Origin of the sequence: Mucilaginibacter jinjuensis (assembly GCF_028596025.1) — a bacterium.
Lineage (GTDB): Bacteria > Bacteroidota > Bacteroidia > Sphingobacteriales > Sphingobacteriaceae > Mucilaginibacter > Mucilaginibacter jinjuensis.
The window spans coordinates 793775-815940 of sequence record NZ_CP117167.1; the positions used below are offsets into that span (position 1 = coordinate 793775).

Consider the following 22166-nt stretch of genomic DNA (forward strand, 5'->3'; position numbering starts at 1 on the left):
CAAAGAGATGTCAACAATAAATGTTAAAAGAGTAAAAACCAGCGAGATCGAATTAAAAGATCGCCTGGTTAGCATACAACGTGTTGCCAAAGTAACCAAAGGTGGCCGTACTTTCAGCTTCTCAGCCATTGTGGTTGTAGGTGATGAAAATGGTGTAGTTGGTTACGGTTTAGGTAAAGCAAAAGAGGTAACTGAAGCAATTGCTAAAGGTATCGATGATGCTAAGAAAAACCTGGTAAAAGTGCCTATTATTAATAACACTATACCACACGAGCAAATTGGTAAATATTCTGGCGGTTTTGTATTCTTAAAACCAGCTGCAAACGGTACCGGTGTAATTGCTGGTGGTGCAATGCGTGCTGTATTAGAATCTGCAGGTGTACACAACGTACTTGCAAAATCAAAAGGTTCATCAAATCCACACAACGTGGTTAAAGCAACTGTATACGCATTAGCGCAACTGCGCGACGCTTATACCGTAGCTCAACACCGCGGTGTTAACTTAGGTAAAGTATTTAACGGATAATTATCATGGCCAAGATCAAAATAACACAAATAAAAAGCGTTATCGACAGAAGCGAACGTCAGAAAAAAACCGTAGCCGCTTTAGGTTTGAGAAAAATCAACCACAGTGTAGAGGTTGAAGCTAATGATGCTATCATCGGCATGATTAGAAAAGTTAATCATTTGGTAGCAGTCGAAAATATTTAATCATGAATTTAAGTAATCTGAAACCTGCAAAAGGTTCCGTAAAAGATAGTAAGAGAATCGGTCGTGGTACCGGTTCTGGTAAAGGCGGTACTTCAACACGTGGTCACAAAGGTGCTGGTTCACGTTCAGGTACATCAACTAAGGTTGGTTTTGAAGGTGGTCAAATGCCTTTACAACGTCGTGTACCAAAGGTGGGCTTTAAAAACCCTAACCGTGTAGAGTATGTAAGCGTAAATTTAGATGCCTTACAACAATTAGCTGAGAAACATGCTGTAAATGTTATTAATTTCGATACTTTTAGAGAGCATGGTTTAGCTTCGAAAAACGACCTGATCAAAATATTAGGCCGTGGCGAACTTAAAGCTAAGTTGGATGTAACAGCTCACGCGTTTTCAGCTACAGCACAAAAAGCTATTGAAGCAGCCGGTGGTTCCATCGTTAAGTTATAATTTTCAATGAAAAGATTTTTCACCACATTATCAAACATCTGGAAAATCGAAGATTTAAGAGTGCGTATTATTAACACACTCTTATTTCTTTTAATATACCGGGTAGGATCATTTATTGTACTGCCTGGCGTTGATCCGGCTTCTTTAAACTCTCAAAAGGCTAAAGAAGGCTTGTTAGGCTTATTAAATATGTTTTCAGGCGGTTCATTCGCGCATGCATCCATATTTGCATTAGGTGTAATGCCTTATATTTCGGCATCTATTGTGGTGCAGTTATTGGGTATCGCCGTGCCTTACTTTACCAAGTTACAAAAGGAAGGCGAAAGCGGACGCAACAAACTAAACCAGTGGACCCGCTACCTAACCATTGCTATTACTGCTGCGCAGGCTATTGGCTACATCCGTACCCAAATAGCGCCAGAAGCTATCAGCCCTGTTTTAGGTGCTACTATGTTTAATATCACTTCGGTATTCGTATTAACTGCAGGTACATTATTTGTAATGTGGTTAGGTGAAAAAATCACTGATAAAGGTATTGGTAATGGTATCTCTTTAATCATCATGGTGGGTATTATCGCACAGCTTCCTTCGGCTATCGTAACCGAGTTTGGCTCACGTGTAACTGATACCAACAGTGGTGGTTTATTGATTTTCATTGTTGAAATTGTAGCGCTTATTGCTGTAGTAATGTTTACCATCCTTGTTGTACAAGGTACCCGTAAAATTGCTGTACAGTATGCAAAACGCATTGTGGGTAACAAACAATATGGTGGTGTGCGCCAGTACATCCCGTTAAAGGTTAATGCTGCCGGTGTAATGCCGATCATTTTTGCACAAGCCTTAATGTTTATCCCTACTACTATTGCTTCGTTTTTCCCTAAAATGGCATCGAGCACAGTTTTAATCCTGTTATCAAACTATACCTCATGGTTGCACAACCTGGTATTTGCGATACTGATTATCCTGTTTACTTACTTCTATACAGCTATCACTGTAAATCCGAAACAAATGTCGGATGATATGAAGAAGAACGGTGGCTTTATACCGGGTGTTAAACCAGGCGATGCTACAGTTAGCTTTATCGATGATGTGATCTCTAAGATCACTTTACCGGGATCAATCTTTTTAGCAATGATCGCAATTATGCCTGCATTGGCAAACTTAGGCCATGTTAACAGCCAGTTTGCAAGATTTTTCGGTGGTACTTCACTAATCATCTTAGTAGGTGTTGTGTTAGATACATTGCAACAAATAGAAAGTCACTTGCTGATGCGCCACTATGACGGTTTGATGAAAACCGGCAGAATTAAAGGCCGTACAGCTATCCCTACTGCCGCTGGCACAACGCCTCCGGCTATTTAGTACTGAATAAATTAACATGGCAAAGATCCATTATAAGTCTGTCGAAGAGATAGAGCTCATAAGAGAAAGTTCTTTACTTGTTTCAAAAACACTTGGAGAGGTAGCTAAGGTTATCGCTCCAGGTGTTAAAACTATAGCTTTAAACAAGCTTGCCGAAGAATTTATCCGCGATAATGGCGGGGTTCCGGCTTTCCTTAATTATCATGGCTTCCCTTACTCGTTATGCATTTCGCCTAACGACCAGGTTGTGCATGGTTTTCCGGGACAGCAGGAGTTAAAGGAAGGCGACCTGATCTCTGTAGATTGCGGCGTGATCCTGAATAAATATTACGGCGACTCGGCTTATACCTTTGCCATTGGCGAGGTTAGCGAAGAGGCTAAGAAACTGATGCGTGTTACGCAGGAGTGCTTAGAGCTTGGTGTACAAAAAGCCGTTGTTGGCATGCGTATAGGAGATATAGGTTATGCCGTACAAGAGCATGCTGAGAAGCATGGTTTTGGTGTAGTTAAAGAATTGGTAGGCCACGGTGTTGGCCTGGCATTGCATGAAAAGCCCGAAGTACCTAATTATGGTAAACGCGGTGCAGGTACCAAATTGGAAGAAGGTATGGTAATTGCAATTGAACCAATGATTAACGCCGGTAAAGCCAATGTGAAGTTTTGGAATGATGGCTGGACAGTATCAACCAGTGATGGGAAGCCTTCGGCACATTATGAGCACACGGTGGCCGTTAAAAAGGGCCAGCCGGATATTCTTTCTACGTTTTCATATATAAATGAAATTTTAGAAAGAAAAAAATAATATATCAAATATTTTTTTTAATTTTGCATCCCGCTTTAGGGGTGGATAAATAAGTAATTATCAATAAAATATGGCTAAACAATCTTCGATTGAGCAAGACGGAACAATAAAGGAGGCATTGTCAAACGCAATGTTTAGAGTTGAACTGGAAAACGGCCACGAGATAATTGCACATATATCAGGAAAAATGCGTATGCACTACATTAAGATTTTACCTGGAGACAGAGTGAAGTTGGAAATGAGCCCATACGATTTGAGTAAAGGCAGAATAACCTACAGATATAAATAATCAAAGAGATGAAAGTTAGAGCATCCATTAAAAAACGTAGTGCTGATTGCAAGATCATCCGTCGTAACGGGAAACTTTATGTGATCAACAAAAAGAATCCTAAGTACAAACAACGTCAGGGATAATTAAAAAAAAAATTGTGAATAGTCGTACAACGGTTGCCCGCCGTTCGGTATTCATTTAAAACAACTTACAAATATGGCAAGGATATCAGGTATTGATTTACCAAGAAATAAGAGAGGCGAGATCGGACTAACGTACATTTACGGTATTGGTCGTACAACCGCACAAAACATTTTGGACGAAGCTGGCATCAGTTATGATGTTAAAGTTCAGGATTGGACCGATGAGCAATTAGCTGCCATTCGTGGTATCATCAATGATCAGATTAAAGTAGAGGGTGCATTGCGCTCTGAAGTACAACTGAACATCAAACGTTTAATGGATATCGGTTGTTACCGTGGTACCCGTCACCGTAAAGGTTTGCCTCTGCGTGGTCAGCGTACAAAAAACAACTCACGTACCCGTAAAGGAAAACGTAAAACAGTTGCTAACAAGAAAAAAGCTACTAAATAATAATAGATAGATATGAGATGCGGGATCTTAGATATGAGAAATATCTTTCGAGCATCTTAAATCTGGAATAACAAAAGATAAAAATCAGTTATGAGTGCCGGGCTGGAGTAATTGTCTCACATCTCAAGTCTCATATCTAAAATCTAAAAGTAATGGCTAAAGCTAAAAAAGTAACCAAAAAACGTATCGTAATTGTAGAACCTGTAGGTCAGGCACACATTAACGCTACTTTCAACAACATCATTATCACCCTTACTAACAGTACTGGTCAGGCAATCTCTTGGTCTTCTGCAGGTAAAATGGGTTTTAAAGGTTCAAAAAAGAACACTCCTTATGCTGCTGGTCAGGCTGCTGGCGATTGCGGTAAGGTAGCTTATGATTTGGGCTTACGTAAAGTAGAAGTTTTTGTTAAAGGCCCGGGTGCTGGTCGTGAGTCGGCTATCCGTACTTTACAAACTACTGGTATCGAGGTTACAACCATCAAAGATATTACCCCGCTTCCACACAACGGATGTCGCCCTGCAAAACGCAGAAGAGTTTAATTAACACAATTTTAAAGCTAAGATTCGGCAGTTTTAAGGCTGCTTGATACTTTAAAAAACACAACAATGGCAAGATATACAGGCCCAAAAAGCAAAATCGCACGTAAATTCCGTGAACCGATCTTCGGTCCGGATAAAGTGTTAGAAAGAAAAAACTATCCTCCCGGCATGCACGGTGTCTCTAAAAGAAGAGGCAAGCAATCAGAGTATGCAGTGCAGCTGATGGAAAAACAAAAAGTTAAATACACTTACGGTGTATTAGAGCGTCAGTTCGAAAACTTATTCCATACCGCAGTAGCTAAAGAAGGTATCACCGGTACAAACTTGCTTCAATTATTAGAAGCACGTTTAGATAACGTTGTTTACCGTTTAGGTATCGCTCCAACCCGTTCTGGTGCACGCCAGTTGGTTGGTCACAAACACATTACTGTTAACGGTGAAGTTGTAAACATTGCTTCTTACAATGTAAGAGTAGGTGATGTGATCGCAGTTCGTGAGAAATCAAAATCTCTTGAAGCTATCAGCAACTCTGTAGCCGGCAGAAAAATAAACAAATACAGCTGGTTTGAGTGGGATGCAGCAGCCCTTACAGGTAAACTGTTAAACTTACCAAACCGCGATGAGATTCCTGAAAACATCAAGGAAAACCTGATCGTCGAGTTGTACTCTAAGTAAGAATTAGATTTGAGATATTAAATTTGAGATATGAGATAATTTGTTTATTCTCATATCTCAATTTTTGGTATCTCAATATCTGTTATATATAAATTAAGTAAACAATAATCAAAAGGATATAAATGGCAATTTTAGCATTTCAAAAACCAGATAAGGTAATCATGCAGAAGTCAACTGACTTTGATGGTACATTTGAATTTCGTCCGTTAGAGCCAGGTTTCGGTATTACTATTGGTAATGCTTTACGTCGTATCTTACTTTCTTCATTGGAAGGTTATGCAATTACTTCAGTACGTTTCTCTGGAGTATCGCATGAGTTTTCAACCATCAAAGGCGTTGTTGAAGATGTTACCGAAATTATCCTGAACCTTAAACAAGTTCGTTTTAAGAAAACCGGTACTTCTGGTGATTCAGAAAAAATCTTCGTTATCATCAACGGTCAGGATAGTTTTAAAGCTGGTGACATCACCAAGTTTTCAAACAACTTTACCGTATTAAACCCTGAGCTGGTTATCTGTAACATGGACTCATCAGTAACGCTTGAAGTTGAGCTTACTGTAAACAAAGGCCGTGGTTACGTTGCAAGTGAAGAAAATAAAAATCCGGATGCTTTAGTAGGCGTTATCGCTATCGATTCTATATACACACCTATCAAGAATGTGAAATATACAATCGAAAACTATCGTGTTGAACAAAAAACCGACTACGAGAAATTGGTGTTGGATATTGTTACCGATGGTTCTGTACACCCGGAGCATGCATTAAAAGAAGCTGCGAAGATTTTGATCCAGCACTTCATGTTGTTCTCTGATGAGAACATGATGCTTGAAGCCCAGGCTAAAGAAGAAACTAAAGAAGTTGATGAAGAAATCCTGCACATGCGCAAGATCCTGAAAACCGAACTGGTTGACTTAGATCTTTCTGTACGTGCACTGAACTGCCTGAAAGCTGCCGACATCCGCAGCCTGGCTGATCTGGTTTCTTACGACGTAGCTGATATGTTAAAATTCAGAAACTTCGGTAAAAAATCATTAACCGAGATTCAGGACCTGGTTAAATCAAAAGGTTTATCTTTTGGTATGAACCTGGCAAAATACAAACTGGACGAAGAGTAATCTTTGTTTAGATATTAGATTTGAGATGTGAGTATTGAGATATTCACATCTCGAATTTTTTAAAAGCAATTAACAAACGAGTAAAAGGATCTGCGCTGAGGGAGTTAATCTCAAATCTCAAATCTAATATCTCAAATCTAACAATAAGCGAGGGCATAATTCCGCGGGCTTGACTAATAGCCGCCCAACGGTATGCACGTGCACAAGTAAATAACAAAATGAGACACGGTAAAAAACACAACCACTTAGGCCGTACAGATAGCCACAGAAAGGCTATGCTGGCAAATATGGCTTCATCGCTTATCCAGCACAAGCGTATCACTACTACTTTAGCAAAAGCAAAAGCTTTACGCGTTTATGTAGAGCCTATCTTAACTAAAGCTAAAAGTGATAACACACACTCACGCCGTACAGTATTTAGCTACCTGCAAAGCAAAGATGCAGTTACTGAACTGTTCCGCGACATCGCTGTTAAAATTGCTGACAGACCAGGTGGCTACACTCGTATCATCAAAATGGAAAACCGTTTAGGTGACAACGCAGAAATGGCACTGATTGAATTAGTAGATTACAACACCGTTTACGGTGCAGAAACTGCTGCTCCTGCTAAGAAAGCTACCCGCCGTCGTGGTGGTGCTGGTACTGGCAAAGCAAAAGCTGCTACTGCTGAAGTAACCCCGGCTGACGAGGCTGTTGTTGCTGAAACTGTTGCACCAGCTGTAGAAGAAGCTCCGGCTACTCCTGCTGCTGAAGAAGCTTCTGCAAAAGAAGACGAAGCAGAAAAAGGCGAGTAATTTTAATTACTAACGATATTGAAAAGCCTTACTCATTTGAGTAAGGCTTTTTTGCGTTTAAAATGTCGTAATCACCCCTTTTTATTGTCCTTTATCGCCCTTTGGTAAGCCCAAGCCAATAGCTATTTTTAGGCATGATAAACTTTGCCGAAAAACAAGAGAGAGAAGACTTCATCAAACGCATCCAAAAACTCGACGAACATAGTACTCCGTCATGGGGCAAAATGTCGGTATACCAAATGTTAAGGCATTGTGCCATGTGGGAAGAAATGGCTCTAGGTAGGCAGATCTATAAACAAGCGTTTATGGGTAAGCTCTTCGGTAAAATTGCACTAAAATCGATGCTGAAAGATGAGCCTGTAAAACGAAATTTACCATCGGTACCATCGTTCATCATAACCAGCGACGGGAGCGTGTCATTGGAGAAAGAAAACCTGATTACATTGATGGAAGAACATGCCCAATCACCCGTTAATTTCATTCATCCCTTCTTCGGTAAGATGACTGCGGAACAAGGTCTATTGTTAGCTTCTAAGCATTTAGATCATCATTTAAAACAGTTTGGGGTATAAACCATTTCTCTTTCTTGTTTAGGTGGTTTTTATTAGCTTTATAAAAAGCCTGTAACTAAATGACTGCCGAACAACTGCTTAATACCATTATCTGCGTTAGCTTCTTTTTATTCGCGTTCATAGCCATTGTTAACCCTAATAAGGTAAACATAATGGCTAATAGATGGTTGGGCATATTCTTTTTAAATGTGGGATTGAAAATTGCAGCAGCGGTAGTCGATGGAGATCATGCTGCACATCAGTTTGATTGGTTGCTGCGTTTTGTTGATCTTTCTCATTGCGCCACTCCTGCCTTATTTTATTTGAGCGTGGTACAATTTGCAACGCCCGGCAAGTTTAATAGGAAGTACTATCTGAGTTTTGTGCCGGGCGCTATTGTGTTTCTCCTTATCCTGCCGTTTAATTTGTTGCCTGCATTTAAGGGCTATCCTTTTCCGAAGCTTGTACTCAACACCATCATATATACCATATTTCTTACCTCTAACCTGCAAATGTGGGTACTTTGGGCGCTTGCCTGGTATAAGCTTTACAAGCACCAAAAGAATATTCAGTTGGTGGCTTCTAATACTACGCCGGTTGATTTACGCTGGCTAAACTACCTGCTGTATATTATCGGCATTATGATGCTCATCTTCGTTGCTAACAATCTTTTGATGATACATTCGCAATCATTATACCGGCAAATTATTTACCTGTTTTGTAGTTTAGTTATCTGTTACTATTTGATTGCACAGAAAGAGATATTCCCTTATCAGCCAGCAGCAATTGCAGAGGTTAGCCAGGTGATTGAAGAGTTTCAACATCAGCCTAAACAAATAAAACCGCGCATGGATGATAAGCTATCCCATCGGCTTAAATTACGTCTCGAGCACTTGATGGTACATGACAAGCTATACCTCGACAGTGAATTAAATCTGCCGCAATTGGCACAAAGTATGGAAGTCTCGGTTCACGATTTGTCGTATTTACTCAATGACAGCGTCGGTATGAATTTCTTCCAGTTTATTAATGCCTATAGGGTAAAAGAGGCCAAGCTGTTGATGCTGTCTGATCAGCATAAGCATCTCAATATTTTAGGTATTGCCTATAGTGCAGGTTTCAGCTCTAAAACTACTTTTAACACCGCCTTTAAAAAGCAAACCGGTTTATCGCCAAGCCAATTTATGAAACAAGGAGAAATAGCCGCCAATGTTTCTTATCAGGCTTGGTAAATAGATGGCTAATGTGTTCGGTTGGATAAAGCCGAACGATAAGGACAGTATACCTCCCTAATATTGTGTTAAAAAAATAACACAATTATGAAACGTACACCTTTCTCTCAACTCGCCTGGGCTTGTGCTATAGCAGCTGTAATAGGCGTTTTTGTGCTCCTGCGCATTACTAATGTTATGATGCAATTTGGCCGTGCCCCCAAACTGGAATGGGTTATCGGATTAGCCATCTGGTTAATAATGCTGATATGCTGTATAATTTGGCAACGTAAAGCATCGCGCGGCGAACTTGATGTTACTTTATATACCGGTTTCTGGCAAAATGCAGTGAGGTATTTTATCGCGCTGGATTTAATTATGTTCGGGATAGAGAAACTTTGCCATTTGCAATTTAACATACCACTGGGCGAGTTGGATAACCCCTTTAGCAGTATCCCCAGGCAGGATTTAATGTGGGCCTTTTATGGCCATTTTCGTTTACTGGTTGATATTGTTGCAGTTATGCAGATTGCCGGCTCTGTATTACTTCTTTTTCGTAGAACCAGACTGCTTGGAGCCATTACATTACTGCCTCTGCTCTTGAATATCCTTTTACTCGATTACTTTTACCTCGATATTATTATTCAGATCTATATCACCTGCGAAACCCTGGCTGTGGTATATTTAATATTGTTGAAATATGATCGCTTATCAGAGTTTTTCTTCCATACCCAAAGCCCACTGCCCGGGTTTTATTTTCGCAATAGCTGGGTAAAGAATACTGTTCGTTTTTCTACAGTTATTATTCCGATAGTATTATTGGCTAATTTCAAATTTCCCAAAAACTACAAGGAGATAACCGGAAAGTATTTGGTTAAAAATTGGAGTTTAAATAATGCGGTTAAAAGTAATAATGCTTGCGCCGATAGTGTGCTTACTAAAGTCTTTATTGACAGGGGCGATTTTGTATTAGAATATAATAGCTACTTACGCCGCTACATCGGTGGATATAAATACAACCCGCAAACAAGGGAAATTACGGCTATATGGCGCTATCCTTTTAATAATCACGATACCTTGTTTGCAAAGATGCTACCCGGCAACGCTCCTGATAAAAGAGTGCTAATTGGCCGAATGGGGAAAGAGAACTTTAGGATTGATTTATTGAAAGTGTCGCCGGTGAATTGATCTTAATGCTATTTAATTCATCCAGATTGTTCAAAACTTAATATTGTATTCCATCATGATACAAATATGGCGCACCATTTTTGTGTAAGATAGGGTGTAACTGGAGTAAAGATCCTGCTATACAGACAGGATCTTTACCGGTTCATACCTCTCAATAATTAACTTTTTACAACAATGGTAGGATCCCAATAGTAGTAGCCAAATAACACCGGGTTTGCAGTGCCTCTTTGGCGGGTGTAAAGTGCAAACTGGATATTATAGTTTTCAGTTCCTTTATTCACAACGTTAGCCTGGTTAAACCAATAGGTTTGTTCGCTGAAGTTAATTGGAAACACGCTGCCATCGGTAGGCAAAACACCTTGTCTTTTATAAACACTAAAGGTAAGGTTGTTAAAAACGGTGTCTCCGGCAAATCTCTCCATTTTGTATAATACAACCGACGAATCAAAGTTGCCATATTCTGACGTACCGTACCAGCGGATAATGTCGCCAACATCAGCTTTAATTGATAGGTCGCCGGTACCAGAACCCACTATAACATTTGCCCTGGTGGCTACCATGTACATGTAGTTATGTGGTAAACCGGTAGGGTGGGCCGGATCCTTACTTGGATTGGGATAGTCGTTGGTAATTGCGTCTGTGTCAATTACCACCTGGATGTTAATGATCTCCTGAGAGGTAAAAAATTCGCTGTAAAGTGCCATGATAAAATGATTTTAGGATTTTGGTTAATTCTCTACTCTTTAAAAAGGATTTTCGAGATACTCCTGATCAGGATTTATAGAAGTGTATTAAAGCTCCCATATCCATCACAACACAAAAGTGGCACAACATTTTTGTGTAGGATAGGGTGTAAGCAGGGTATATGAAAGGGTGTATGTATTGTATATTGAAGGGTGGGAAGTGTTTCTTCAAGAGCTAATGCTACTCTCATGATCACTCGGAAGAGCCAAGCGACAGCATAGGTGTATATATAAACTTAATTCATCCAGTTTGTCCAAAATTTGATGTCGTATCTTTTCCATTTGCCGTCTGTTTTTTTATAAATCTCTATACCGCCATGCCCACAAAGTGCACCACAATGAAACGCCCTGTTAATAAAAGCTATAGTTCTGTCTTCTGAAAATACAGGTAACGAAATGTAAGTTACAGGCAGGTTAGCCACATCTCCGGCTTTCCAGTCAATATCAGAAAACTGTTCTTTATCAAGCAATACTTTACCTGTGTAATTAAGCTGTTTTATAATATAAAGGCTGTCTTGCTGGGATATTTTAAGCTGTTTGTCGTAACTATTTATTTCAAAGAAATCCTTAAGGTCAACGTGGTAATTGAAATGTTTTAAAGTATCAGATAGTGCCTGCACAGAATTTTTAACCAGATACCATTTTAAAAAATCATACTGCTCTTTTTTAGTTGGTAATGATTGGCTGTACAAGCAATTTGTACATAATATTAACAAAAGTAGCGTGGTAAGGGCTTTGATCTTCATACCCTAAATCTACTACATTTCTGCCAAGCTGTCATCGCAATCTCATCCGGGGCTGACTAAAAGTATTATTTCTGCCAGCATTTAATTTAATTTACTGCCAATTAAAGCTTGGCACAACCATTGATAAATAGGTGTAGGAATTGACTAATTAATAAAAGAAAAAATCAATCATATGTCTAAAATCATTGGAATCGACTTAGGAACAACAAATTCCTGCGTGGCCGTAATGGAAGGTAACGAACCCGTAGTTATTGCCAACAGCGAAGGTAAACGCACTACACCATCTGTAGTTGCTTTTGTTGATAATGGCGAGCGTAAAGTGGGTGACCCAGCCAAACGCCAGTCTATTACCAACCCAACCAAAACTATTTACTCTATAAAACGCTTTATGGGTAACTCTTTCAACGAGGTAACTACCGAAGTTGGCCGTGTACCATATAAAGTTGTTAAAGGCGACAACAACACACCACGTGTTGAAATTGGCGACCGTAAATATACCCCGCAAGAGATCTCAGCTATGATTCTTCAAAAAATGAAGAAAACTGCTGAAGACTTTTTAGGACAAGAAGTTACTGAAGCGGTTATTACCGTACCGGCTTACTTTAATGATGCACAACGCCAGGCTACTAAAGAAGCCGGTGAAATTGCAGGCTTAACTGTAAAACGTATCATTAACGAACCTACTGCTGCTGCCCTTGCTTACGGCCTGGATAAAGCACACAAAGACATGAAAATTGTTGTGTTTGACTGCGGTGGTGGTACTCATGACGTTTCTGTTTTAGAGTTAGGTGATGGCGTTTTCGAAGTGAAATCAACCGATGGTGATACTCACCTGGGTGGTGATGACTTTGACCAGGTTATTATTGACTGGTTGGCAGACGAATTTAAAAGCGACGAAGGTATTGACCTGCGTAAAGACCCTATGGCTTTACAACGCTTAAAAGAAGCTGCTGAGAAAGCTAAAATCGAATTATCAAGCACTGCACAAAGCGAAATCAACCTGCCATACATTACTGCAGTTGATGGTATGCCTAAGCACTTGGTTAAATCTTTAAGCAAAGCTAAATTTGAGCAACTGGCTGATAGCTTAATTAAACGTACTATTGAGCCTTGCCGTACTGCATTGAAAAATGCTGGTTACAGCACTTCAGATATCGATGAGATTATCCTGGTTGGTGGTTCAACCCGTATCCCTGCTATTCAAGAGGCTGTTCAAAAATTCTTCGGTAAAGCGCCTTCAAAAGGTGTTAACCCTGATGAGGTTGTGGCCATCGGTGCTGCAATTCAAGGTGGTGTATTAACCGGCGAAGTTAAAGACGTGTTATTGTTAGACGTTACCCCACTTTCATTAGGTATCGAAACTATGGGTGGTGTAATGACCCGCTTAATCGAATCTAACACTACTATCCCAAGCAAAAAATCTGAGACTTTCTCAACCGCGTCTGATAACCAGCCATCGGTAGAGATCCACATTTTGCAAGGTGAGCGCCCTATGGCAGCACAAAACCGTACGCTTGGTCGCTTCCACCTGGATAGCATTCCGCCAGCGCCACGTGGTGTACCACAGGTAGAAGTTACCTTTGATATTGATGCTAACGGTATCCTGCACGTATCTGCTAAAGATAAAGCAACCGGTAAAGAGCAAAAAATCCGTATCGAAGCTTCATCTGGTTTAACTGATGCTGAGATCAAAAAGATGAAAGACGAAGCTGAAGCTAATGCTGATGCTGACAGAAAGGCAAAAGAAGAAGTTGAAAAACTGAACGGTGCCGATGCTTTGATCTTCTCGACTGAGAAACAATTGAAAGAATATGGTGACAAAATACCTGCTGACAAAAAAGCACCTATCGAGTCATCTCTGGAAAAACTGAAATCAGCTTTCTCTGCCAAAGATTTGGACGCTATCGAAGCTGCACAAACCGAGCTTAACGCTGCCTGGGCTACTGCATCTGAAGATATGTACAAAGCAACAGGTGATGCCGGTCAGGGTCAGCCTAACGCAGGCGGTCCGGAAGCAGGTGGCGCACAAGGCGGCGACACTGTAACCGATGTTGACTTTGAAGAAGTGAAATAATTATAATAGTTTTTTTTGAAAAGGGCTCCCCGGTTTATCCGGGGAGCCCTTTTTGTTTGTATATGCTTGTCCACCCGTCATGCTGAACTTGTTTCAGCACCCCACAGGACAGGTCGCAGACTTTGCTGACGGTGGCTTAGCATGTGGGATCCCGAAACAAGTTCGGGACGACGGATGGATATTACGACGGATTCCCCGATTCCTCTCCCTCCTCAACCACAACCTCTTCTTGCTTAACCTCCCGTAAATACTTCCGCTTATAAAACAAGCGCAGCAAAGCAAATACCGGCCATATTAAAATAGGGCTCATTTGAGCGTACATTCTGGATAACGGCCATATTAAAATGCCGAACAAAAATATGATCGGTATGGCAATGGTACGGGCCATAAATAGCTTCTTGAATATGATGGTAGGCTGATGTTCGACAATGCCGTTTTTAGGGTTGAAAACATATTTAATCAAGGCATAATTAGTGATGCCGGTTAATATGATGTTGATGTTATAGAAGTAGTAAGGAACGTTGTAGCGCGTATTCTCGCTGTAATAGGCAGATGAAAAAGGCATCAACACTAATGTGAACAGGAAAAAGAAATTGAGCAAAATAAGCCTGTTGGTATAATGGTTAACAAAGCCAAAAGTACGATGATGACTACGCCAGTTTAATGCAATAACAAGGAAGCTGAGGAAGAAACCCCAAAACTTGGGTACTAACTCATAAAGCTGCTCGAGGATCTGATCTGGTGTAAAGCCCTTTAATATTTCGGGGGCTTTAATTTCTATTACCAGTAGCGTAATGGCGATAGCAAAAACAGCATCACTAAAAAGGATAATGCGGTCTATCTGGAAATCTTTGCGTTCGGGGTCGTGTTGTTCTAAAAAGTGTTCTTTGCTCATAAATTGTGAATAGGCTTAAAATAGGAAATCTGCTACAAATAAAAAAGCATCCGTTTTGGGCGGATGCTTTTTGAGTGTATTACTTCTGGTTTAGTATGGACAAACATACACGTCATTGCGAGGAACGAAGCAATCCCCGATTTACAGAGCAGCTCTGTATAGTTGAACTGCAAAGTCGGGGATTGCCACGCTATCGCTCGCAATGACGTGTTGGTTGTGTACCTTACATGAATTTAATAAGCAATAGTAATCACCTTACCACTATTCTCAAATTCAACAGCATCAGTACCGCTAACAGCATGACCATTTACTTTGAAGTTTTTCATACGACCATTAAAGCCATGCAATACTAACTTGATGCGGCTGTATTTCGAAGTCATAGAACCTTCTGCTGCGCCAAACGTAATATGCGCATGATTTGGATCGAAACTGATTTCGCGTTTATGGTAAGTACCATGCTGATAATCATAAGATGAACCATCATCTTCGTAATAAACAAAATGGCTGGCCTCTTTTCCGTACCAAACGTTAATTTCTAAAATACCATCACCTTTTTCGTTGGTGTTTTGTATCACGTTTTGCATCGGGATAATGGCACCGCCTTTGGCAAATACAGGCAGATCATTTAATGGTGCATCAACAGTATAAGTATGACCGCCATCATAATGCTGGCTGCTGCTTACGCGATACCATTCGCCTTGCGGCAGGTAAACAGATACGGTATGCTCGGTACTGATAACCGGTGCAACCAGCAAGCCATCGCCAAACAGAAACTGGTTCTGATAGCTTGGATTATAAATCATGGTATCCTGTGTATAGTTAATAGCCAGTGTACGGCTCACAGGAAGCCCTGTTTGATGCGATTGGTAGAAACTGGAGTATAGGTATGGAAGCAATTTATAACGCTGCTCAATGTCTTTTTTAATGATCTTTTCGTTAACCTCTCCCCAACGCCATGGCTCGCGCATTTTGGTGCCCTGCATGGCGTGGTTACGGAACATTGGGGTATACACACCCAGCGAGTTCCAGCGTACCATCAGCTCTGGTGTAGGATCGCCGCTAAAGCCACCAATATCTACACCTACCAGGCTCATCCCGGTAATACCCAGGCTGTTTACCATGCGCTGACCTAACAGCATGTGAGCATCGTAAGCAGAGTTATCACCTGTCCACACGGCAGAGTAACGTTGTGTGCCCGAATAAGCCGCACGGGTTAATACGAACGGACGTTTATTGCCCAGAATCTTTTTAGTGCCCTCATAAGTAGCGCGGGCCATTTCCATGCCATAAACATTGCGCACTTCGGGGATATAATAATTGCCGAATTTAACCATCCAGGGGATGTTTTGTCCCCAGGCGGCAGGTTCGTTCATGTCGTTCCAGAAACCTTCAACACCGGGCTCGGTAAGAGCAGTGAAAGATGCTCCCCACCATTGGCGTACATCATCCCTGAAAAAGTCTGGGAAATGGCAGCGACCGGGCCAAACTTCGCCTACAAATTTTTCGCCGTTGGGGTATGTGGCAAAATAGTTTTTGGCTACGCCTTCATCGTATTGTTTATAACCGGGTTCAACTTTAATACCAGGGTCAACAATGGTAACCAACCTAAAGCCCATTGATTTCAGTTTATCAATAAATGATTTCGGGTCGGGGAAGGTCTGGTGGTTCCAGGTGAAGATCTTGTAATGATCCATGTAATCAATATCACAATACATTACATCAGCCGGGATGTTATGGTCGCGGAAGGTTTTAGCAATATCCAGAATTTCCTGTGCGCTCATATAACTCCAGCGACATTGCTGGTAACCTAAAGTCCACAGTGGTGGCATTTCCATACGACCGGTAAGCCAGGTATAATCTTTAATAATATCGGCTACGTTTTGCGCACCGAAGAAATAATAGTTCATATCACCGGCATCGGCACCAAACCAACTCATTTGATGGTCTGTAGTGGCACCAAAATCGAAGTAGCTTTTGTGCGTATTGTCGAAGAACAAGCCGTAAGTAAGGCCGCTATGCATGCCCACAAAAAATGGGAAGGTTTCATATAGAGGGTCGCTTTTAGGGCCATGATCGGGTACGTCACTGTTCCAGTTAGTATAAGAACTACCGCGACGGTCTAAATCGCCGGTTTTTTCGCCCAGACCAATGAAGCGCTCGTCTTTATAAAGTTTGCGGTAGTTAACCACACGTGTGCCCTGCCAGTTAACGCCAAAACGGTTATCGTCCTGGCTTAACTCCTTGCCATCAGCAGTATAGAAATTAAAACGTAACGGCGATTTCTGAATACTCAGTTTTAAAGCTGAAGTGGTAACCTCAATATGGTCGCCGGTTTCTTTATAATCAATAGCATCGGCTGGTTTTTGAATCACCGCAAATGAGGTATCGGCCACGTCGGTGTTTTTGCTGATGTTAACACGGATAACGGTAGGGCTGTAAACCCAAACACGGGCAACGGCTTCTTTGGTTGTTATCACTAAAGCATTGGCTTGTTTGGCAGCGCTTTGGGTATTGCCTAAAATTTCGACCTGCATATGTTGTGCAAATAAGTTTGTATACGTAGTTAACAAAACAACGACTAAGAGCAAATATCGTTTCATCAGAAATTTAATAATTGGTTACAGAGCCAAATGTAAATAATTATCGGGAACGTTCCCGGAAAATGTTTGAGATGGATATAAAATAAAAATCCCCGCCTTTGGGGCAGGGATTTTTATTTTATAATGTGAAACCATCATCCCGTCCCGACTACCGTTGGGATCGGGATCCCAAGAACAGGTCTAAAACAATTAATGTTGTACACCTTGCATGTGGGGTGCTGAAACAATCCCGATAGCTATCGGGACAGCATGACGTATCGGATAAAGCGAATCTGTCTTTTATCTTTTGTCCTTCAATCCTTAGTCCAATATTAACTCCAAAGATTAGCCGGGTAAGTGCCGTTAGCCACTAAATCGGCAATGCTTTTTTGAACGATTGGTTTATCTTCTTTATAAGTTACACCAAACCATTTTGATGCAGTTGGGATAACTTTGAAAGAGGCCGTGCCGGTTTTAATCAGTTCATCGGCAACCAATGGGATAAAGAACTCCGCCTTAGGGTTTTCTTTGTTTTTCTCAACAAAACGTTGGAACATGGGTAAGCTTTGCTCAAAAACAGCAGGGGTAAAGCCCCAGAAGTTCATAGATACGCGGGTATCTGTAGGCAATTCGGTTTCAACGCCGCCTTCTTCAAACACAACACCGTCGCCTTTAAAGTATACTTGTGTACGCTCGTTAATTTCAACCATGTTACCTTCGTCGTTCACTTTGCAAACACCGCGGGATACTGAACCGTACTCAGATAAAGTTTTATCAATCTGGTAACCTACTAATGAATATTTATCGTCGGCAACTTCGCTGGTTAAGAACTGAGCCATTTTTTCAAATGCTTCGTAACCGTAATAGTCATCAGCATTAATAACGCAGAAAGGCTCTTTAACCTGGTTACGTGCAGATAATACAGCGTGGGCAGTTCCCCATGGTTTAGCACGTTCAACCTCGATATCAATACCAAAAGGTTTTAGATCATAGTTTTGGAAAACGTAATCTGTTTCAACCCTGCCTGCCAGTTTAGGCTCGAAAATAGCTTTAAAACTATCCAGAAATTCTTCGCGGATAATGAAGCTGATCTTACCAAAACCTGCTTTAATAGCGTCATGGATAGAGTAATCAATAATGGTTTCGCCATTTGGGCCGAAGCCGTCAACTTGTTTCATGCTGCCATAACGGCTGGCCATCCCTGCGGCCAATATTAATAAAGTAGGTTTCATATTTTTCTAAAGCTGTTATTAGATGATTGTATATACGGAAATTGAGAGTGTCTTGTTTTATTTAAAGTATTTAAAATCCTGACCGTTTTCGATGGTTAACAGGGTTTCATAAATGAGGCGGATCACATTGTCCACGTCTTCTTTATGGATCATCTCAACCGTGGTGTGCATGTAGCGCAACGGTAAAGAGATTAATGCTGATGGCACGCCATCATTAGAGTATGCAAAAGCATCGGTATCTGTACCTGTAGAACGTGATGATGCCTGGCGTTGGAACGGAATTTCTGCTTTCTGCGCAGTCTCAACCAATAACTTATTCAAATTATTTTGAACTGCGGGAGCATAAGATACTACCGGACCGCGGCCACACGCCAAATCGCCCTGAACAATTTTGTTGATCATCGGGGTTTGGGTATCATGCGTTACATCGGTAATAATAGCTACGTTTGGTTTAATGTGGTGGGCTATCATTTCGGCACCACGAAGGCCAATTTCTTCCTGCACAGCATTTACAATGTAAAGGCCGAATGGCAGGGTTATGTTATTTTCTTTCAGTAAACGGGCAACTTCGGCAATCATAAAACCGCCGGCGCGGTTATCCAGGGCACGGCCAACATAGTAGCGGTCGTTTAAAACCATAAACTCATCCTCGTAAGTAATTACACAACCTACGTGGATGCCCAGTTTTTCAACTTCCTCTTTCGAGGTAGCGCCGCAATCTAAAAAGATGTTTTTCAGGGTCGGGGCCTCTTCCTTCTCGCCGCCCAGACGGGTATGGATGGCTGGCCAGCCGAAAACAGCTTTAACCACATCGCCATTATCGGTATGGATGTTTACACGTTTCGATGGTGCAATCTGATGATCTGAACCGCCATTGCGGATCACGTAGATCAATCCATCACTGGTAATGTAATTTACAAACCACGAAATTTCATCGGCATGGGCTTCAATAACTACTTTGTAAGGAGCATCGGGGTTGATGATACCAACCGTAGTGCCATAGTTATCTACATAATGGGTATCGATATAAGGCTTAATATATTCGAGCCACATTTGCTGGCCTTTCCACTCAAAACCGGTAGGTGAGGGGTTATTGATATATTTCGCTAAAAAGGATAAGGATTCTTCGGTAACAACAGCTACATGCTGTTTTTTATCATTTTGTTGTTCAGACATAAGTATTTCGTAAAACGCGTTACTGCAAAAGCAGTTAACAAATATAATAAAGCAGTTTAAAGATAAGTAACGAAAGAAGCCTTAAAATGGTTGGAATCTCGTACTAATTAAATTTCTTTTTCGAGTATTTCGAAATTGTAACCTTGGCGTTCGAAAAGCTCGCCGGTATGTTGGAACCCGGCTTTGATATAAAATTGAATAGCGGTATCGCGGGCATTACACCAAATGCGCTTGCCACCTTCTGATTTGGCAAACGCTATCACATACTCCAATAACTCACGCCCGATTCCCTTGCCCTGGTAATCTTTCTGTACCGCAAACTTGCGAAACTGAAAGTCTGTCCCTTTCTGAAACAGGGATACTACAGCAATCAGCTTATTATCAATAAACCCACCGAAATGCCAGCCGTGATTATCCTCTTCCATTTCCATGTTAAACATGTACTCGCCGGGATAAAGCTCATCGCGGCGTAAACGCCAGGTAAGTTGTGGGGTTATTTGTTCGATGTCCATGGTATAAAAAAAGCGTCATTGCGAGGTACGAAGCAATCCCCGACCTACAAAGGCAGTGCTATAATTATCGCCAGTCCGCTCATAGCCGCGGGGGCTTAGTCACTTTTGGCTTGATCCAAAAGTAACCAAAAAATCAAGACAGAAAAACGCTTCCACCCGCAGGCCAGCGCATGGCCCGCGTTTCTGTCGGGCCTCCGCTTCCTTTCACCTCTTTGATATGTAGTCTCGTTTCTTGTCTCTCGTTTCCTGCTTCTAAACCTTACAACGGTATATTCCCATGCTTTTTCCTCGGCATGTTCACTACTTTATTCTCCAGCATTTTAAACGCATGGATCAATTTCAGGCGGGTTTCAGATGGCTCAATTACCTCATCAATAAAGCCACGTTCGGCAGCGCGGTAAGGGTTGGCAAACTTGTCGGAGTAAAGTTGTTCCATTTCTTTCCACTTGGCTTCGGGGTCTGCGGCGGCGGTGATCTCTCTTTTAAAGATGATTTCGGCAGCGCCTTTGGCACCCATTACGGCAATCTCGGCAGATGGCCAGGCGTAATTGATATCGGCACCGATGTGTTTGGAGTTCATCACATCATAAGCACCACCATAAGCCTTGCGGGTAATTACCGTAACGCGCGGAACGGTAGCTTCACAAAAGGCATATAACAATTTAGCGCCATTGGTAATAATGGCATTCCACTCCTGATCTGTACCCGGCAAAAATCCCGGTACATCTTCGAATACCAGCAGCGGAATATTAAAACTATCGCAAAAACGTACAAAACGTGCAGCTTTGGTTGATGAATGGCGATCGAGCACACCGGCCAGGTAAGCTGGCTGATTGGCCACAATGCCGATACTTCTACCAGCCAAACGGGCAAAGCCCACTACAATATTGGCGGCAAAATCTTTATGCACTTCCAGGAAAGTACCTTCATCAATCACCTCTTCAATTACCTCGCGGATGTCGTAAGGCTGCAATGAATTTTCGGGGATGATAGAATTAAGGGCCGGGCGTTTTTCATCGCGGCTTTCATAAGCTAAGGTGGGTGCTTTTTCTTCACAATTCTGCGGCATATAGCTCAACAGCTTTTTGATATGCTGAATAGCTTCGATCTCATTGGCACAAGCAAAATGTGTAACGCCCGATTTGGTGGCATGGGTATTGGCACCACCCAGTTCTTCGGAAGTTACCACTTCATGCGTAACCGTTTTAACCACATTTGGCCCGGTTACAAACATGTACGAAGTATGCTCAACCATCAAAATAAAATCGGTAATGGCAGGGGAGTATACCGCACCACCCGCGCATGGGCCCATAATGGCCGAAAGCTGCGGGATAACACCGGATGCTTTGGTATTGCGGTAAAATATATCGGCATAGCCACCTAATGATACTACACCTTCCTGTATCCGTGCACCGCCAGAATCATTTAAGCCGATAAACGGCACACCGTTTTGCATGGCCAGATCCATGATCTTGCAGATCTTTTCGGCATGCGTTTCGGATAGGGAGCCGCCGAAAATGGTAAAGTCTTGCGAGAAAACGTAAACCGGTCGGCCATTGATGGTGCCATAGCCCGTAACTACACCGTCGCCGGGATAGTTTTCTTTCTCCATCCCGAAATCGGTTGAGCGGTGAACCACCAGCATGCCAATTTCCTGGAACGAACCTTCGTCCATCAGAAAATGCAGGCGTTCGCGCGCAGTAAGTTTTCCTTTTTTATGCTGACTGGCTATACGCGCCTCGCCGCCGCCGGCCAGGGCTTGTTCGCGTTTCTTATTCAGGGTTTCTATCTTCTTATCCACAATACAGGTAGTAAATTGGGTGAGTGGTTAAATGTAGTGATTGTTGATTGAAAAATGCAAGACTACGCTACCGCAAGTTTAGCGAAGCGCAACTTGTGGTGGTTCTGTTGTAAGCTTTCAGCTTACTAATTAAGCTGAAAGCT

Annotated in this window: 24 protein-coding genes; 16 read left to right on the plus strand and 8 right to left on the minus strand. The window is 41.7% G+C overall.

Going from position 1 to position 22166, the window contains the following annotated elements; genetic code table 11:
* Positions 1–7 precede the first annotated feature (7 nt).
* From rpsE to PQO05_RS03725, 15 genes are all read left to right on the plus strand, one after another.
* Positions 8–526: a 30S ribosomal protein S5 gene (gene rpsE / locus PQO05_RS03655; RefSeq protein ID WP_273631298.1), complete on the plus strand. Its 519-nt coding sequence runs from the start codon at positions 8–10 to the stop codon at positions 524–526.
* A gap of 5 nt (positions 527–531) precedes the next feature.
* The gene (rpmD, locus tag PQO05_RS03660; RefSeq protein WP_273631299.1) at positions 532–711 is read left to right on the plus strand and encodes a 50S ribosomal protein L30; all 180 of its coding nucleotides are present in this window, start codon (positions 532–534) and stop codon (positions 709–711) included.
* A 2-nt stretch (positions 712–713) separates the two neighbouring features.
* A complete protein-coding gene (gene rplO / locus PQO05_RS03665) occupies positions 714–1160 on the plus strand; it encodes a 50S ribosomal protein L15 (protein WP_273631300.1) in 447 nt (148 codons plus the stop codon).
* Positions 1161–1166: 6 nt separating this feature from the next.
* Positions 1167–2522, plus strand: a complete 1356-nt coding sequence (secY, locus tag PQO05_RS03670) for a preprotein translocase subunit SecY (RefSeq protein WP_273631301.1) — start codon at positions 1167–1169, stop codon at positions 2520–2522.
* Positions 2523–2538: 16 nt separating this feature from the next.
* Entirely contained in the window at positions 2539–3324 is a 786-nt protein-coding gene (map, locus tag PQO05_RS03675) for a type I methionyl aminopeptidase (protein WP_273631302.1), read from the plus strand.
* A 70-nt stretch (positions 3325–3394) separates the two neighbouring features.
* On the plus strand, positions 3395–3613 hold the full coding sequence (infA, locus tag PQO05_RS03680) for a translation initiation factor IF-1 (RefSeq protein ID WP_174312840.1): 219 nt from the start codon (positions 3395–3397) through the stop codon (positions 3611–3613).
* An 8-nt stretch (positions 3614–3621) separates the two neighbouring features.
* The gene (rpmJ, locus tag PQO05_RS03685; protein ID WP_074487407.1) at positions 3622–3738 is read left to right on the plus strand and encodes a 50S ribosomal protein L36; all 117 of its coding nucleotides are present in this window, start codon (positions 3622–3624) and stop codon (positions 3736–3738) included.
* 73 nt (positions 3739–3811) lie between these two features.
* Positions 3812–4189 carry a 30S ribosomal protein S13 gene (rpsM, locus tag PQO05_RS03690; RefSeq protein WP_273631303.1) on the plus strand — a complete coding sequence of 126 codons (378 nt, stop codon included), beginning with the start codon at positions 3812–3814 and terminating at the stop codon, positions 4187–4189.
* Between the two features lie 152 nt (positions 4190–4341).
* Positions 4342–4731, plus strand: a complete 390-nt coding sequence (gene rpsK / locus PQO05_RS03695; protein WP_273631304.1) for a 30S ribosomal protein S11 — start codon at positions 4342–4344, stop codon at positions 4729–4731.
* A 66-nt stretch (positions 4732–4797) separates the two neighbouring features.
* The gene (rpsD, locus tag PQO05_RS03700; protein ID WP_273631305.1) at positions 4798–5406 is read left to right on the plus strand and encodes a 30S ribosomal protein S4; all 609 of its coding nucleotides are present in this window, start codon (positions 4798–4800) and stop codon (positions 5404–5406) included.
* 122 nt (positions 5407–5528) lie between these two features.
* Positions 5529–6521 (plus strand): DNA-directed RNA polymerase subunit alpha, encoded by a 993-nt coding sequence (locus PQO05_RS03705; RefSeq protein ID WP_166586600.1) that lies wholly within the window; start codon positions 5529–5531, stop codon positions 6519–6521.
* A gap of 218 nt (positions 6522–6739) precedes the next feature.
* The gene (gene rplQ / locus PQO05_RS03710; protein ID WP_273631307.1) at positions 6740–7315 is read left to right on the plus strand and encodes a 50S ribosomal protein L17; all 576 of its coding nucleotides are present in this window, start codon (positions 6740–6742) and stop codon (positions 7313–7315) included.
* A 134-nt stretch (positions 7316–7449) separates the two neighbouring features.
* The gene (locus PQO05_RS03715; protein WP_273631308.1) at positions 7450–7887 is read left to right on the plus strand and encodes a DinB family protein; all 438 of its coding nucleotides are present in this window, start codon (positions 7450–7452) and stop codon (positions 7885–7887) included.
* A gap of 59 nt (positions 7888–7946) precedes the next feature.
* The gene (locus PQO05_RS03720) at positions 7947–9098 is read left to right on the plus strand and encodes a helix-turn-helix domain-containing protein (RefSeq protein WP_273631309.1); all 1152 of its coding nucleotides are present in this window, start codon (positions 7947–7949) and stop codon (positions 9096–9098) included.
* A gap of 87 nt (positions 9099–9185) precedes the next feature.
* Complete coding sequence (locus tag PQO05_RS03725) at positions 9186–10265, plus strand: hypothetical protein (RefSeq protein ID WP_273631310.1); 1080 nt, start codon at positions 9186–9188, stop codon at positions 10263–10265.
* A gap of 158 nt (positions 10266–10423) precedes the next feature.
* Here the strand turns inward: PQO05_RS03725 and PQO05_RS03730 are convergent, their stop codons facing one another.
* Both PQO05_RS03730 and PQO05_RS03735 read right to left on the minus strand, forming a co-directional pair.
* Positions 10424–10969 (minus strand): inclusion body family protein, encoded by a 546-nt coding sequence (locus PQO05_RS03730; RefSeq protein ID WP_273631311.1) that lies wholly within the window; start codon positions 10967–10969, stop codon positions 10424–10426.
* A 275-nt stretch (positions 10970–11244) separates the two neighbouring features.
* A complete protein-coding gene (locus PQO05_RS03735) occupies positions 11245–11754 on the minus strand; it encodes a hypothetical protein (protein ID WP_273631312.1) in 510 nt (169 codons plus the stop codon).
* 172 nt (positions 11755–11926) lie between these two features.
* On the opposite strand from PQO05_RS03735, the gene dnaK reads away from it, so the two are divergent.
* On the plus strand, positions 11927–13828 hold the full coding sequence (gene dnaK, locus PQO05_RS03740) for a molecular chaperone DnaK (protein WP_273631313.1): 1902 nt from the start codon (positions 11927–11929) through the stop codon (positions 13826–13828).
* A gap of 181 nt (positions 13829–14009) precedes the next feature.
* On the opposite strand, the gene PQO05_RS03745 is transcribed toward dnaK, so the two are convergent.
* The 6 genes from PQO05_RS03745 to PQO05_RS03770 all read right to left on the minus strand — a co-directional run bounded on the left by PQO05_RS03745 (position 14010) and on the right by PQO05_RS03770 (position 22023).
* Positions 14010–14723 carry a TMEM175 family protein gene (locus PQO05_RS03745; RefSeq protein WP_273631314.1) on the minus strand — a complete coding sequence of 238 codons (714 nt, stop codon included), beginning with the start codon at positions 14721–14723 and terminating at the stop codon, positions 14010–14012.
* A gap of 233 nt (positions 14724–14956) precedes the next feature.
* Complete coding sequence (locus tag PQO05_RS03750) at positions 14957–17257, minus strand: glycoside hydrolase family 31 protein (RefSeq protein WP_273631315.1); 2301 nt, start codon at positions 17255–17257, stop codon at positions 14957–14959.
* A 377-nt stretch (positions 17258–17634) separates the two neighbouring features.
* Positions 17635–18534, minus strand: a complete 900-nt coding sequence (locus tag PQO05_RS03755) for a nucleotidyltransferase family protein (protein ID WP_273631316.1) — start codon at positions 18532–18534, stop codon at positions 17635–17637.
* A gap of 57 nt (positions 18535–18591) precedes the next feature.
* Complete coding sequence (locus tag PQO05_RS03760; RefSeq protein WP_273631317.1) at positions 18592–19710, minus strand: M42 family metallopeptidase; 1119 nt, start codon at positions 19708–19710, stop codon at positions 18592–18594.
* A 107-nt stretch (positions 19711–19817) separates the two neighbouring features.
* Complete coding sequence (locus tag PQO05_RS03765) at positions 19818–20222, minus strand: GNAT family N-acetyltransferase (protein ID WP_273631318.1); 405 nt, start codon at positions 20220–20222, stop codon at positions 19818–19820.
* A gap of 259 nt (positions 20223–20481) precedes the next feature.
* The gene (locus tag PQO05_RS03770; protein WP_273631319.1) at positions 20482–22023 is read right to left on the minus strand and encodes an acyl-CoA carboxylase subunit beta; all 1542 of its coding nucleotides are present in this window, start codon (positions 22021–22023) and stop codon (positions 20482–20484) included.
* Between the last annotated feature and the right edge of the window lie 143 nt (positions 22024–22166).

What these genes read in the sequence shown, in the direction of transcription:
- rpsE (WP_273631298.1), top strand. Translation starts at nt 8, where the DNA reads ATGTCAACAATAAATGTTAAAAGAGTAAAAACCAGCGAGATCGAATTA.
- PQO05_RS03705 (WP_166586600.1), top strand. Translation starts at nt 5,529, where the DNA reads ATGGCAATTTTAGCATTTCAAAAACCAGATAAGGTAATCATGCAGAAG.
- rplQ (WP_273631307.1), top strand. Translation starts at nt 6,740, where the DNA reads ATGAGACACGGTAAAAAACACAACCACTTAGGCCGTACAGATAGCCAC.
- map (WP_273631302.1), top strand. Translation starts at nt 2,539, where the DNA reads ATGGCAAAGATCCATTATAAGTCTGTCGAAGAGATAGAGCTCATAAGA.
- rplO (WP_273631300.1), top strand. Translation starts at nt 714, where the DNA reads ATGAATTTAAGTAATCTGAAACCTGCAAAAGGTTCCGTAAAAGATAGT.
- infA (WP_174312840.1), top strand. Translation starts at nt 3,395, where the DNA reads ATGGCTAAACAATCTTCGATTGAGCAAGACGGAACAATAAAGGAGGCA.
- PQO05_RS03720 (WP_273631309.1), top strand. Translation starts at nt 7,947, where the DNA reads ATGACTGCCGAACAACTGCTTAATACCATTATCTGCGTTAGCTTCTTT.
- secY (WP_273631301.1), top strand. Translation starts at nt 1,167, where the DNA reads ATGAAAAGATTTTTCACCACATTATCAAACATCTGGAAAATCGAAGAT.
- PQO05_RS03765 (WP_273631318.1), bottom strand. Translation starts at nt 20,222, where the DNA reads ATGGACATCGAACAAATAACCCCACAACTTACCTGGCGTTTACGCCGC.
- dnaK (WP_273631313.1), top strand. Translation starts at nt 11,927, where the DNA reads ATGTCTAAAATCATTGGAATCGACTTAGGAACAACAAATTCCTGCGTG.
- PQO05_RS03730 (WP_273631311.1), bottom strand. Translation starts at nt 10,969, where the DNA reads ATGGCACTTTACAGCGAATTTTTTACCTCTCAGGAGATCATTAACATC.
- rpsK (WP_273631304.1), top strand. Translation starts at nt 4,342, where the DNA reads ATGGCTAAAGCTAAAAAAGTAACCAAAAAACGTATCGTAATTGTAGAA.
- PQO05_RS03725 (WP_273631310.1), top strand. Translation starts at nt 9,186, where the DNA reads ATGAAACGTACACCTTTCTCTCAACTCGCCTGGGCTTGTGCTATAGCA.
- rpmJ (WP_074487407.1), top strand. Translation starts at nt 3,622, where the DNA reads ATGAAAGTTAGAGCATCCATTAAAAAACGTAGTGCTGATTGCAAGATC.
- PQO05_RS03745 (WP_273631314.1), bottom strand. Translation starts at nt 14,723, where the DNA reads ATGAGCAAAGAACACTTTTTAGAACAACACGACCCCGAACGCAAAGAT.
- rpsM (WP_273631303.1), top strand. Translation starts at nt 3,812, where the DNA reads ATGGCAAGGATATCAGGTATTGATTTACCAAGAAATAAGAGAGGCGAG.
- rpmD (WP_273631299.1), top strand. Translation starts at nt 532, where the DNA reads ATGGCCAAGATCAAAATAACACAAATAAAAAGCGTTATCGACAGAAGC.
- PQO05_RS03715 (WP_273631308.1), top strand. Translation starts at nt 7,450, where the DNA reads ATGATAAACTTTGCCGAAAAACAAGAGAGAGAAGACTTCATCAAACGC.
- PQO05_RS03755 (WP_273631316.1), bottom strand. Translation starts at nt 18,534, where the DNA reads ATGAAACCTACTTTATTAATATTGGCCGCAGGGATGGCCAGCCGTTAT.
- PQO05_RS03750 (WP_273631315.1), bottom strand. Translation starts at nt 17,257, where the DNA reads ATGCAGGTCGAAATTTTAGGCAATACCCAAAGCGCTGCCAAACAAGCC.
- PQO05_RS03760 (WP_273631317.1), bottom strand. Translation starts at nt 19,710, where the DNA reads ATGTCTGAACAACAAAATGATAAAAAACAGCATGTAGCTGTTGTTACC.
- rpsD (WP_273631305.1), top strand. Translation starts at nt 4,798, where the DNA reads ATGGCAAGATATACAGGCCCAAAAAGCAAAATCGCACGTAAATTCCGT.
- PQO05_RS03735 (WP_273631312.1), bottom strand. Translation starts at nt 11,754, where the DNA reads ATGAAGATCAAAGCCCTTACCACGCTACTTTTGTTAATATTATGTACA.